Source organism: Ornithinibacillus liuyingii, assembly GCF_055550225.1.
Genome location: NZ_JBPWOS010000001.1, coordinates 408,398 through 421,962 on the forward strand (window position 1 = coordinate 408,398; position 13,565 = coordinate 421,962).

Sequence of the window (13,565 nt, forward strand, 5' to 3'; positions counted from 1 at the left end):
ATGGATACTACACAATATTTAGATGTTTTTATCGATGAAAGTAATGAGCATATAGAAGTGCTTTATAAGAAGTTACTAGAATTAGAGAAGGACCCTAACGAGAAAGCCATCATAGAAGAGATTTTCAGAGCGGCACATACGCTCAAAGGTATGTCTGCAACAATGGGTTATAATGACTTAGCAACGTTGACCCATACACTAGAAAATGCATTTGATGCAATACGCTATGACCGTGTTCAAGTACAGTCTGATATGATTGATTTATTGGTTGATACGGTAGATCACTTAAATACGATGGTAGAAGATATTGCAAGTGGGGGAACTGGTTCACTAAATGTAAAGGAAATTGCTAGCAAACTAGAAATGATTGAAAAGGGTACGCCTATTTCAGAACCGAATAAAGAGATTAAGTTAGAGGTTGAATCTCCGACTATATCCAATGTATTTACAAACTTAGATGCATTTGAGTTATCTATTTTAAATGAGTCAAAAGAACGAGGATTCCAAAATTACGAGATTACAGTTCAATTACGCGAGGATTGTTTATTAAAAGGTGCACGAGTCTTCATGGTTTTTGAAGTCCTTGAGCAACTAGGAGAAGTAATCAAGTCCGAGCCTTCTGTTAATGATCTAGAAGAGGAGAACTTTGATGACACATTTTCTGTCATTTTAGTAAGTAATCAAGATACAGAAGAAATCGCGAAAAAGATTAAAAAAGTATCCGAAATAGAAGAAGTTTCGATATCTGATTTTTCTGTTAGCAATTATCGAGAAACAAATGAGAGTGAAGTATTACCAGCACCAACTGAAGAGGAAAATACTTCTGTAACGGAAAATAAGGTTGAGAAGAAAGATAAGGAGCAAGAAACGAAAAAAGCATCCCACAACAATAAAACGATTCGGGTTAACATTGATAAATTAGATGTACTAATGAATTTATTTGAAGAGCTTATTATTGACCGTGGGAGATTAGAACAAATTTCAGTAGATTTACAAAATGCTGATCTGAAAGAAACAGTGGAACGCATGGCGAGAATATCAAGTGATCTACAAAACATCATTCTTACAATGCGCATGGTACCAATTGATACCGTATTTAGTAGATTCCCTAGAATGGTTCGTAAACTAGCTAGAGACTTAAATAAACAAATTGATATCGAAATTATCGGTGCAGATACGGAGTTAGATCGAACGGTAATAGATGAAATCGGTGATCCAATTGTTCACTTGCTAAGAAACGCTATTGATCACGGGGTAGAATCTCCGGAGGAAAGAATTCGTAAAGGGAAGCCTGAGAAAGGTACGATTGAATTAAAAGCATACCATAGTGGAAATCATGTTTTCATCGAAATCTCAGATGATGGTGCTGGAATAAATAAAGATAAAGTCTTACAAAAAGCGATTAACAATGGCATTTTGACAGAATCCGCTGCAGAAGGTTTATCCGAACAACAAATTTATGAATTAATCCTAGAAAGTGGATTTTCAACTGCCGATAAAATCTCTGATATTTCGGGTCGTGGTGTCGGACTTGATGTTGTGAAAAATACAATTGAGTCACTAGGTGGACGTATTTCCATTGACTCAGAATATAATAAAGGTTCGGTGTTCTCGATTCAATTACCACTTACCCTAACCATTATCTCGGCATTGTTAGTTGAATTAAATAAAGAAAAGTATGCCATTCCATTGTCTTCTATTATTGAAACGGCAATTATCTCAAAAGAACAGATTTTATCAGCACATCATAAGAAAGTTATTGATTTTAGAGGAAAAGTAGTTCCTTTAGTAGATTTAAAAGGTATCTTTGGTGTGGAACAAGAAGCAGCCCCAGATGAATATACATCGATTGTGTTTGTGAAAAAAGGTGAAAAGATCGCAGCGCTAGTCGTTGACTCATTCATTGGACAGCAAGAAATCGTCTTAAAATCACTAGGATCATTATTAAGCAATACTTTTGCCATCTCTGGAGCTACTATTTTAGGAGATGGAGAAGTGGCATTAATTATTGATAGTAACGCAATTATTAAATAAGGAATTTTAATTTGAGGGGGAAAAGAAATGAGTAATGAAACAGTAACGGAAAAGAAAGTGATCGTATTTCAATTAAAGGATGAAGAATTTGCAGTATCTGTACAACAAATTGGGTCAATTGAGCGTATTCAAACCATTACACGCGTGCCCAATACGGCACACTTCGTAAAAGGTGTTATTAACTTAAGAGGTGTTGTGACACCAATCGTTGATCTTCGTTCCCGTTTAGGAATAGAAGAGGCAGAATATACAGAATCCACTCGTATTATCATCGTTAATTTAGAAGATATGGAAGTAGGATTGATTGTAGACGCAGCTAATGATGTAATTGATATTTCAACCGAAACAATTGAGCCTGCACCAGAAGTGATTGGTGCTGTTAATGCAGATTATATCGAAGGTGTAGCTAAGCTAGAAAACCGATTATTAATCTTGCTAGACCTTAGAAAGGTTCTAACGAACGAGGAAATTAATGAGTTAAAAAATGTAGAAGGTTAAATCATATGAATTATCAACAACTTTCCCATTTACAGCTAGACGCATTAAAGGAAATTGGAAACATTGGTGCAGGTAATGCTGCAACTTCCATGTCAAAGCTAATACAAAAAAAGGTTGACATGGAAGTACCAAGTATTGATATTGTCGCATTTGATGAAGTGATGGAAATGGTTGGTGGTGCTGAAAAAATTATCGTAGGTATTTTATTTCAAATACTGGGCGAGGCACCAGGAATGGTTTACTTATTGTTCTCTATGGAGGAAGCAGAGACGCTTGTACAGGAGATGACCAACAATAATGAATTTACGTTATTTCCTGAAGGTGAGCAGGATGAATTAGCTGTCTCTGCTCTTCAAGAAGCAGGAAATATGATAGCTGGATCTTATTTATCCGCGCTTTCTGATTTTACAAATATTAATATGCAACCATCTGTGCCGCATTTTAGTGTAGATATGGCTGGTGCAATTTTGACTGTTGGGTTATTACAGGTATCCGAGGTTTATGATTATGCTATTATCATCAACACGAAAATGAATGATGCGGAGAAAGTACAAAAAGGTATAAATGGACAGTTGCTGTTACTTCCATCGCCAGAATCATTCAACAAAATTTTTCAAGCTTTGGGAATTCAAGAATTATGAGTAAACAGTCTGTCGTAAAAGTAGGAATAGCGGATTTAAATATTGTAACAGCTCCTGATGTTATTAGAACGTCAGGGTTAGGATCCTGTGTAGGAGTAGTCATTTTTAATAAAAATAAACAAATAGCAGGCATGGCACATGTCATGCTACCAGATTCTAATCTCGGTAAACAAGCGACAATAAATCGATATAAATATGCAGATACCGCTATTGATATCTTAGTTGAAGAACTGATGAGTAGAGGTATCCGGAAACCACAATTACAAGCGAAAATTGCTGGTGGTGCACAGATGTTCCAAATTAATACGGGGAATGACATGATGCGAATTGGTAAACGCAATGTAGAGGCGGTTTTGACTAAATTAGCAGAACATAAAATTCCTGTTATTTCCTCTGATGTAGGCGGGAATTTTGGTCGTACAATTGAATTTGACCCACAGACTGGCCTTTTAAAAATACGGACGATTACCAAAGGTGAACACGTAATTTAATCGTACAAGATCGGATGACAAAAACTAGGACAGGGAGGAGCATTTCCTTTGGGTACAAAAATCTCTCCTCTAGAACAAGATTTATGGAATAAATGGAAACATAATCAAGATGACGATGCAGCAAATCAGTTAATCCAACAGTATATGCATTTGGTTCATTACCATGTAGAAAGAACGATGAGTCATTTGCCAAATAGTGTCATGAAAGATGATATAAAAAGCTTAGCATTATTCGGATTATATGATGCATTAAAAAAGTTTGATCTTGACAGGGATTTAAAATTTGATACGTATGCATCCTTTCGAATTCGAGGAGCCATTATAGATGGATTAAGAAAAGAAGATTGGTTGCCACGTTCTATTCGGGAAAAAACGAAAAAAATTGAACAAGCTACTCAAAAACTTGAGCAGCTATACCAACGAGAACCAACTTCAATGGAATTAGCCAATGCTCTAGATATGTCTGTTCAAGAAGTTGAAACGTACGTACGAGATTCGCTTTTTGCTAATATGCTTTCCATCGAGGATAAACCAAAGGATGGTAAATCCGAACATAAAGAAGGAATCGGCTATGCCATTCCTGATAACAAATCGGTTCAACCTGATGAACATATTGTAAAGAATGAACAATACAAAGATTTAGCTGATAGTATAAAAGGTTTAAAAGAGAATGAACAAATGATTATTAGTCTTTTTTATCAAGATGGATTAACCTTTACCGAGATAGGGCAGGTTCTTGGCTTAACAACTTCTAGAATCTCGCAAATTCATAAGAAGGCAATTTTTAAATTAAGAAACAAGCTTCAAGAAGCTTTATAAGGTTGATGTCTATTTAAAGGAGCAATAAAGTAATGATTGATCTTCGCGAATTTTTCAATATAAACATCTCAGCAGATCGTATGGTAGCCGAACTCGTATATACGGAGGAGTATCTTGCAAATCAAGAATTGGAAGTTACAGCTGAGTCTGTTACGAAACTACTTGCAGAATATAATATCAAATATGGCATTCAACAATCGAATGTAGACCAATTGGTTTCCAATATTACGCTGGAGGATTTTCCGTTAAAGATTGCAAAAGGAAAAGAACCTATTCACGGAATAGATGGCAAAGTAGATTACAAGATTAATTTTCATCCTGAGATTGAGAAAACGGATAATTGGAACTTTCGAGATGTCATGCAGATCCCCTCCGTAGAAAAAGGGGACAAGCTAGTAGAAATTTCGATGCCGACTACTGGTGTTGAGGGAATAGATGTGTATGGGAATGTAGTTTCTAGTAAACCTGGAAAACCAGTAAATTTGAAACCCGGTAAAAATGTTCAATTTGATGAGAAAAGTCAATCCTTCTTTGCTGAAGAAGTTGGTCAGGCAAGTATGCATGGGAACCTTATTCAAGTTCATCCTGTATATGAGGTAACGGATACTTTATCGATGAAAGAGGGTAACCTGGACTTTCCTGGAACTATTGTCATTCGAGGGAATGTCCCTTCAGGTTTTAGGGTACATGCTGGGGGAGACGTGAAAATATATGGCATGGTTGAAGCTGCTACTATATTAGCTAAAGGATCGGTTTACATTTCAGAAGGATTTTCAGGTCTCCATAAGGGATATATGGAAGCCGGTGAGAATATTCATATTGGCTATATTAACCAAGGAATGGTTCAGACGGCGGGGAATTTATATGTTGAAAACTCTATACTTCATAGTGATTGTGTGGTTGGCCGTGAATTAGTTTGTGAACGAGGTAGTATTATCGGTGGGCAAATATCTGCAGGGGAATCGATTCAAGTGAACCATGTTGGAAATCATATGAATACCAAAACAGTCCTCGTCCTTGGAAGAAGTCATAAAGAATTAGAAAAGTTAGAGAAACTAGAGGCTGAAAAGAAGGAAATTGAAGATACGCTGGAGAAATTATCTATAATTGGTGATAAATTGAGCCAAACTCCTAATCTTGAATCCAATCCCCAATTGGTTGCGACGTTAAAAAGGCAAAAAGCATCCTATGATAAAAATCAAGCACAGTTAAACTCAGTAAACGAACAGCTACGTTCTATGGCTAGCAACTCCGATTTGAATCAGGCTAAATTAACTGTCACTGGAAATTTATATGGTAATACCACCATTACATTTGGTAAATATACTAGAGTAATGAATACGGAACATGCACAAGTGGAATTTGAGCTTCTTCGAAATGAAATCTATATGCGTTCTATTTAACAAATGTTCCAAAATTTACTGATAGCTTGTTTGTATAGTGAAGGAAGTGATATAGGATGAGTTGGAAATCTGTTGAAATGCAGGTTGCGCTTCCAAGAACACAAGATGCAGGTAAACTACAAGAACAAATGCTTAAATCAAATCAGCATTTTCAGGAAGCATTGGCCCAGAGCCAAGTGAAACAAGACAATCAAAAACGAAAAAAAGTACAAGAGTTTGATGATATCCAATTACAAAAAGATAGCCAGAAGGGTGGTCCTGTACCTGGGGATAAGAAGCAACATAATCAAGAGGATAACACAGAGCAAGACCCTACAATCAAACACCCTTACCTTGGGAATAACTTCGACATTAGGAGCTAATTGATTTATGACATCATTTTTATTTATTGTGAGCTTTTTATTACATATTATTTCTATTGTAGCTATCTATGCATTAAGTAAACAACTATCCATGAATAAGTCGAAAGATAGTTCGGAATTTATAAGTCTAATGGAAAACTATCTAGAAGAAATCAAGGAAGAAAATAGACGCTTGCAGAAGGAATTAGCCAATATCCAGCCCACTGCCAAGAATGAAGATGCCCCTATAAATGTAGAGGATGAACCTTCTTTAAAAGTGGAAGAACATGAAGAAATACCAACCAGTCTACCAGGGAGCGATATTGTAAAAGATGAGGTAGAAGTATCACAGCATCCCAGAATTCTACAACTTTATAAAGAAGGATTAGGCGCCGAAGAAATAGCGCGAAAATTAGGCTGTGGGAAAACAGAAGTAGAATTAATTATAAAGTTTCAAGAAAAAAGTAATATATAGCTTGATATCAATAATTCAGTATGATATATTTATTTCTGGTGTAAATACAAACTAATTATTTATAACCACACACGTTTGTTGATTTGTATAAAATGGTGCCGTATAGGTCTTTATACAGAAATGATGCAAACGGAGGAAAAAACCAAGGAGGAAAAAATAATGTCAGTAATTTCTATGAAGCAATTACTAGAAGCTGGTGTACATTTTGGACATCAGACACGCCGTTGGAACCCAAAAATGAAGAAATATATCTTCACTGAGCGTAACGGCATCTATATCATCGATCTTCAAAAAACAGTTAAGAAGGTTGAAGAAGCTTATAACTATGTGAAGGATCTGGCTGCAAATGGTGGTACTGTTCTTTTCGTAGGTACTAAAAAACAAGCACAAGATTCTGTTAAAGAGGAAGCAATCCGTTCTGGAATGTACTATGTCAACCAACGTTGGTTAGGTGGTACATTAACAAACTTCCAAACAATTCGTAAACGTATTAACCGTTTAGTAGAAATTGAAAAAATGGAAGAAGATGGAACGTTCGAAGTTCTTCCTAAAAAAGAAGTTGTCGGTTTATTAAAAGAAAAAGAACGTCTTGTTAAATTCCTTGGTGGAATTAAAGACATGAAAAAACTTCCAGATGCTTTATTTGTAATTGACCCTCGTAAAGAGCGTATTGCAATTGCTGAAGCACATAAATTAAACATTCCAATTATCGGAATCGTTGATACGAACTGTGATCCAGACGAAATTGATTATGTGATCCCAGCAAATGATGATGCTATCCGCGCTGTAAAACTTCTAACAGGTAAAATCGCAGATGCTATCCTTGAAGTAAAACAAGGTGAAGAACTAGAAGTAGCTGAAGAAGCTCAACCAGAAGAAGAAACAGCTGTTGCAACGGAAGAAGCTTAATTTCTGAAAAGGTCAGGTGATAAGAGGATAAGCCTTTTATCACCTTTTTTAAAGAAGTAAATTTATAAACCGAAAGCATATTAACAATAACAAAGATAATGTTAATAGAGACAATTATAAGGAGGATTCACAATGGCTATAACTGCACAATTAGTAAAAGAATTACGTGAAAAAACAGGTGCTGGAATGATGGATTGTAAGAAAGCACTAACAGAAACAAATGGTGACATTGAGAAAGCAATTGACTATCTACGTGAAAAAGGAATTGCTAAAGCAGCTAAAAAAGCTGACCGTATTGCAGCTGAAGGTTCTACATACATTGCATCTGAAGGCAATACAGCAGTACTTTTAGAAGTGAACTGTGAAACAGACTTCGTTACCAAAAATGAACAATTCAAACAACTACTAGTAGATTTAGGAAGTCATTTACTATCTCAAAAGCCTGCTACTGTTGAAGAAGCACTACAACAAAAGCTAAATGGTGACGGTGAAACAGTAGAAACTTACATCAACTCTGCTGTTGCAAAAATCGGTGAAAAAATCTCTCTACGTCGTTTTGAACTTGTAACAAAAACTGATAATGATGCATTCGGTGAATACCTTCATATGGGAGGCCGTATTGGGGTTCTAACTCTATTAGAAGGAACTACTGACTCAGCAGTTGCTAAAGATGTGGCGATGCATGTTGCAGCAGTAAATCCTAAATATGTTTCTCGTGAAGAAGTATCTGAAGATGTGATTAACCATGAGCGTGAAGTATTAAAACAACAAGCTTTAAACGAAGGTAAACCAGAAAACATCGTTGAAAAAATGGTGGAAGGTCGCTTAGGTAAATTCTTCGAAGAAATTTGCTTACTTGAACAAAGCTTCGTTAAAGATCCAGATCAAAAAGTTAAAAAATATGTAGAAGCAAAAGGTGCTTCAGTTAAAACATTTGTTCGTTATGAAGTTGGAGAAGGAATGGAAAAACGTTCTGAAAACTTCGCAGAAGAAGTAATGAGCCAAGTTAAAAAATAATGATAAAAAACAATAGGGGACATCTAATGTTCCCTATTTCACCATGAGCACATAGATTATGGTACTATGTTTAAATCTATTTCAAGTGGAGGTTATTATGACAACAGCTCGTTACCGTAGAATTGTACTTAAATTAAGTGGTGAAGCTTTAAGTGGAACCCAAGGATATGGCATTGAACCTAAAATTATTCAGTCTATTGCAGAACAAGTAAAAGATGTTGTTAGTCTTGGTGTAGAGGTTGCTATTGTTGTCGGTGGTGGCAACATCTGGCGTGGTAAAGTTGGTAGTGAAATGGGAATGGATCGAGCAACCGCTGATTATATGGGAATGCTTGCAACCGTAATGAATTCACTTGCATTACAAGATGCACTAGAAACAATCGATATTCCGACACGTGTACAAACATCCATTGAAATGCGCCAAGTAGCAGAACCATATATTCGGAGAAAAGCAATTCGCCACCTAGAGAAAAAGCGTGTTGTCATTTTCGCTGCGGGTACTGGTAATCCTTACTTTTCAACAGACACCACAGCAGCATTACGAGCAGCTGAAATAGAAGCAGAAGTAATCTTAATGGCTAAGAATAATGTAGATGGTGTTTACTCAGATGATCCTCGCTTAAATAAAGATGCTAAAAAATACGAGAACATTTCGTATATGGAAATGTTAAATGAAGGCCTTGGGGTCATGGACTCCACAGCTTCAACATTATGTATGGAAAATGATATTCCACTAATTGTATTCTCTATTACAGAAGAAGGAAATATTAAAAAGGTTGTCCAAGGTGAGACAATCGGAACGATAATAAGGGGGAAATAATCATGACAGATCAAATTATGAATGAATGCCAAGATAAGATGAATCAGGCTGTACAAGCATTTTCTAGAAATCTTGCAACGGTAAGAGCTGGTAGAGCGAATCCTGCTATTCTAGACAGTGTATTTGTTGAATATTATGGTGCTAACACACCACTTAATCAGTTAGCAACTATATCTGCTCCTGAAGCTCGTTTACTTGTTATTACTCCTTATGATAAAACAGCAATGGGGGATATCGAAAAGGCTATTCAAAAGGCTGATTTAGGTCTTTCCCCATCCAACGATGGAAATGTGATCCGTATTAACATCCCACCACTTACAGAAGAACGTAGAAAAGATCTTGTGAAAGTAGTTGGAAAATATGCCGAAGAATATCGTGTGCAAGTTAGGAATATTCGCCGTGATACAAATGATGCACTGAAAAAGGCAGAAAAAAATGGCGACCTCACAGAGGATGAACTAAGAGCTTCTCAGGACGATGTTCAAGAACAAACCAATAAGCATATAGCTGAAATTGATCAGTTAGCGAAGCAAAAAGAACAAGAAATTATGGAAGTTTAAGCTTGTAATATTCTATTATTTTAACTAATGAAATAGTAGAAGCCTTATGTTCGCTACTTATTAGCGAACTTTAGTATTACTAATAGTTGGTACAATAAATTATACTATGTCGAGAGGCTAAATTGTTAAAAGTATATAGCTTACCAACGTATAAATAAGAGGCTGGGACAAAACAAAAACAAAGGTAATAAAAAACGAACAATCACTACATTAGCCCCGGAAATATACGGAGACTCCTGTGGGAGGAAAGGGCACGGTTGAGACCCCGGAATAGCGTTAGCTCTGAGGAGGCTCACCAGCCGCCCACCAACCGCAAGTATATTTCCGGGGCGGGTTTGATGCGCTAACTTTCGTGTTCGGTTTATCCTATGTTAGAAATAGTTTTGTCCCATCCTCTTTTGTATTCTCTTTTCATTAACGTTATAATGGGATTTATACATTTGATGATGTTTAATAGTAAAGAGTGAACGATTTTATGTTAAAATATAGTAATAATATGTCCAGTCATATCTGTTAGTTATGATACATACATATTATAGAATTTCTATATGCATTAACACCAGTGTTCGGAGGAACTATGCCAATGAAACTTCCTTTTTTTAAATCGAAGAATGAAGAAAGATTTATACAATCTGAAGAGTTAACCAACGTACCAGAACATGTAGCGATTATTATGGACGGAAACGGGCGCTGGGCAAAACGAAAGGGCCTACCAAGAATTGCAGGTCATAAAGCAGGGATGGATGTCGTGAAAAAAACGGTCGAAACGGCCGTTAAATACAACATTAAGGTTCTAACTTTATTTGCGTTTTCAACTGAAAATTGGAGAAGGCCAAAACAGGAAGTAGAATACTTATTACGATTACCAAAGGAATTTTTACATATTTACTTACCTGATCTAATGAAAAATAATGTACGTATTGAGACGATAGGTGATTTTGATTCCTTACCAGATTATACGAAAGAAGCGGTAAGGTATGCGAAGGAAAAAACGAAGAATAATGATGGATTATTACTCAACTTTGCATTGAATTATGGAAGTAGAGATGAAATATTAAGCGCCATTAAACTAATCATGAAGGATTTTGATGAAGACAAATTTTCCCTTGAGCAATTAGATGAGGAACGATTATCGCAATATTTATATACTAATCATCTATCAGATCCGGATTTATTAATTCGTACAAGTGGAGAACAAAGACTTAGTAACTTCCTCCTTTGGCAATCAGCCTATACAGAGTTTTGGTTTACTGATGTATTATGGCCTGACTTTAATGAAGAAATATTTGTCGAAGCACTTATGGACTATCAGAATAGGTCTAGGCGATTTGGAGGTATTTAAGGTGATGTATCGTATATGAAGCAACGAATTCTGACAGGAGTTATCGCACTAATCTTATTTATACCACTTTTAATAATTGGTAACGAGCCATTTACGATTGTAGTATATTTATTAGCAACGGTAGGATTGTACGAACTCCTTAAAATGCATAAAATAAATTGGTTTTCCCCACCGGGTTTACTAGCTATTATATTATTATGGTTACTATTATTCCCGGCAGCGGATGTAGACTTTACCATTTCTTTCCTTAATAACACTGCACAAATAATCGTAGTATTTGTTTTTGTCTTACTTGCTTATACAGTATTACTAAAAAACAAATTTACGTTTGATGATGTCGGCTTTGTCTTATTAGCTGTATTTTATGTTGGAATGGGGTTTTTCTATTTACTCCAAACAAGAAATGGTAGTGATGGACTAGCTTATATCTTTTTTGCCTTCTTATTAATATGGTCTACTGATACAGGGGCATATTTTGCAGGAAGGGCTTTAGGAAAGCATAAATTATGGCCAGAAATAAGCCCAAACAAAACAATTGAAGGGGCTGTCGGTGGGATTATCCTTGCGATAGTAGTTGGGGTAATTTTTCATTTGATTTATGGCTTTCCATATAGTATAACTGCGATTATTATTATTTCGATAATGGTTTCCGTTTTTGGTCAAATTGGAGATTTAGTTGAGTCAGCATTTAAGCGTCATTACGACATTAAAGACTCAGGGAAGATTTTGCCAGGACACGGTGGGATTTTGGATAGGTTTGATAGTGCTATATTTGTATTTCCTGTTCTCCATTTAATCCTACAACTAATAACTGGAAACTAAGTGAGGGTTAGATACTTTTTTCTACTTCAATAAAGGAAGGTGTTAGGCTTGACAACAGTAATTGCGTTTATATTTATGTTTGGGCTTTTAGTATTCGTCCATGAATTGGGACATCTAATCTTTGCAAAGCGTGCTGGTATGTTAGCTCGCGAGTTTGCAATTGGATTCGGTCCAAAAATATTTGCCTTTATGAAAAATGATACCTTATACACAATTCGGTTACTTCCAATTGGTGGGTATGTGCGGGTTGCAGGAGATGATCCAGAAATCATCGAACTAAAGCCAGGTCATCATATCGGTTTGGAATTTGATGATGAAGGTAAAGTAAATAAAATAATTGTAAACAACAAATCGAAACACCCCAATGCCAGAGTAATTGAAGTAGAAAAAGTGGATTTAGACCATGAATTAATCATTCAAGGTTATGAAATTGATGAAGAAGATGAGCTTTTACATTTCGATGTAGATCGTAAGGCATTATTTGTAATGGACGAAAAAGAAACATTAATTGCTCCATATGACCGACAATTTGCATCGAAAACACCTGGCCAACGAGCAATGCAATTGTTTGCTGGTCCAATGATGAATTTTCTTTTAGCAATAGTTATCTTTATTATACTTGGTGTTGTACAAGGTGTTCCGGTGGATGAGGCAAAAATAAGCCAAATTCAATCCGGTAGTCCTGCTGAAGAAGCGGGATTCCAACCAAATGACGAGATTATTCAAATTGATGAGCAATCGATTTCTACTTGGGAAGAATTTACAACCATTGTACGGGCAAATCCTAGTGAAGAACTTGAAATGACGGTATTACGTGATGGTGAGACACTTAACTTAATGGTAGTTCCGAATGAAGTAGCTCCTATAGAGGGAGAAGGAGAACCAATTGGCCAGGTTGGTGTTACCCAGGCAATGGAAAAAACTTTCTGGGGTTCCTTTAAATATGGTGCTGAAAAAACCTATGAAACAACTTCAATGATCTTAACGAACCTAATGATGCTGATAACAGGTCAGTTAGGAATTGATATGCTATCTGGACCAGTTGGTATATATGATGCAACAGACCAAGTGGTACAAACTGGTTTTATGAATTTCTTAATGTGGACGGCAATTTTAAGTATTAACTTAGGTGTTGTTAACCTTGTTCCGTTACCAGCACTAGATGGTGGAAGGCTGTTATTCGTTGGAATTGAACTTGTTCGCGGAAAACCAATGGAACCAGAAAAAGAAGGGATATTCCACTTTGTTGGCTTTGCGCTACTAATGCTACTGATGATTATCGTAACCTGGAATGATATACAACGATTGTTCTTGTAATAAGTTGATACAACGCGATACACTCAACCACTTACCGTTAATTCAGGTAGGGTATAGTAAATTAAAAATATTACCA

At 36.1% G+C, this 13,565-nt stretch carries 15 protein-coding genes; all 15 read left to right on the forward strand.

The annotated features are described in order from the left end of the window. Window positions 1-2,034 carry a chemotaxis protein CheA gene (locus ACSKT4_RS02065; RefSeq protein ID WP_186868690.1) on the forward strand — a complete coding sequence of 678 codons (2,034 nt, stop codon included), beginning with the start codon at window positions 1-3 and terminating at the stop codon, window positions 2,032-2,034. Window positions 2,035-2,061: 27 nt separating this feature from the next. After that, window positions 2,062-2,532, forward strand: coding sequence for a chemotaxis protein CheW (locus ACSKT4_RS02070; RefSeq protein ID WP_211741481.1), 471 nt, complete (start codon window positions 2,062-2,064; stop codon window positions 2,530-2,532). A 5-nt stretch (window positions 2,533-2,537) separates the two neighbouring features. Further along, window positions 2,538-3,173 (forward strand): chemotaxis protein CheC, encoded by a 636-nt coding sequence (locus tag ACSKT4_RS02075; protein WP_186868692.1) that lies wholly within the window; start codon window positions 2,538-2,540, stop codon window positions 3,171-3,173. Continuing rightward, entirely contained in the window at window positions 3,170-3,664 is a 495-nt protein-coding gene (locus ACSKT4_RS02080; RefSeq protein ID WP_186868693.1) for a chemotaxis protein CheD, read from the forward strand. Before ACSKT4_RS02075 ends, ACSKT4_RS02080 begins: the two co-directional genes overlap by 4 nt. A gap of 48 nt (window positions 3,665-3,712) precedes the next feature. Then, entirely contained in the window at window positions 3,713-4,483 is a 771-nt protein-coding gene (locus ACSKT4_RS02085) for a FliA/WhiG family RNA polymerase sigma factor (RefSeq protein ID WP_186868694.1), read from the forward strand. A gap of 32 nt (window positions 4,484-4,515) precedes the next feature. Beyond that, on the forward strand, window positions 4,516-5,886 hold the full coding sequence (locus ACSKT4_RS02090) for a DUF342 domain-containing protein (protein WP_211741480.1): 1,371 nt from the start codon (window positions 4,516-4,518) through the stop codon (window positions 5,884-5,886). Between the two features lie 56 nt (window positions 5,887-5,942). After that, window positions 5,943-6,248: a hypothetical protein gene (locus ACSKT4_RS02095; RefSeq protein ID WP_186868696.1), complete on the forward strand. Its 306-nt coding sequence runs from the start codon at window positions 5,943-5,945 to the stop codon at window positions 6,246-6,248. 7 nt (window positions 6,249-6,255) lie between these two features. Continuing rightward, on the forward strand, window positions 6,256-6,702 hold the full coding sequence (locus ACSKT4_RS02100) for a DUF6115 domain-containing protein (protein WP_465822748.1): 447 nt from the start codon (window positions 6,256-6,258) through the stop codon (window positions 6,700-6,702). Window positions 6,703-6,861: 159 nt separating this feature from the next. Then, window positions 6,862-7,611 carry a 30S ribosomal protein S2 gene (gene rpsB / locus ACSKT4_RS02105; RefSeq protein WP_186868698.1) on the forward strand — a complete coding sequence of 250 codons (750 nt, stop codon included), beginning with the start codon at window positions 6,862-6,864 and terminating at the stop codon, window positions 7,609-7,611. Between the two features lie 132 nt (window positions 7,612-7,743). After that, window positions 7,744-8,628 carry a translation elongation factor Ts gene (tsf, locus tag ACSKT4_RS02110; protein WP_211741478.1) on the forward strand — a complete coding sequence of 295 codons (885 nt, stop codon included), beginning with the start codon at window positions 7,744-7,746 and terminating at the stop codon, window positions 8,626-8,628. 97 nt (window positions 8,629-8,725) lie between these two features. Next, window positions 8,726-9,448, forward strand: a complete 723-nt coding sequence (pyrH, locus tag ACSKT4_RS02115; RefSeq protein WP_186868700.1) for a UMP kinase — start codon at window positions 8,726-8,728, stop codon at window positions 9,446-9,448. Between the two features lie 2 nt (window positions 9,449-9,450). After that, the gene (gene frr, locus ACSKT4_RS02120; protein WP_186868701.1) at window positions 9,451-10,008 is read left to right on the forward strand and encodes a ribosome recycling factor; all 558 of its coding nucleotides are present in this window, start codon (window positions 9,451-9,453) and stop codon (window positions 10,006-10,008) included. A 577-nt stretch (window positions 10,009-10,585) separates the two neighbouring features. After that, window positions 10,586-11,350: an isoprenyl transferase gene (locus tag ACSKT4_RS02125; RefSeq protein WP_186868702.1), complete on the forward strand. Its 765-nt coding sequence runs from the start codon at window positions 10,586-10,588 to the stop codon at window positions 11,348-11,350. A 15-nt stretch (window positions 11,351-11,365) separates the two neighbouring features. Next, window positions 11,366-12,172: a phosphatidate cytidylyltransferase gene (locus tag ACSKT4_RS02130; protein WP_186868703.1), complete on the forward strand. Its 807-nt coding sequence runs from the start codon at window positions 11,366-11,368 to the stop codon at window positions 12,170-12,172. 48 nt (window positions 12,173-12,220) lie between these two features. After that, on the forward strand, window positions 12,221-13,489 hold the full coding sequence (rseP, locus tag ACSKT4_RS02135; RefSeq protein WP_186868704.1) for an RIP metalloprotease RseP: 1,269 nt from the start codon (window positions 12,221-12,223) through the stop codon (window positions 13,487-13,489). The last annotated feature ends 76 nt before the right edge of the window (window positions 13,490-13,565 follow it).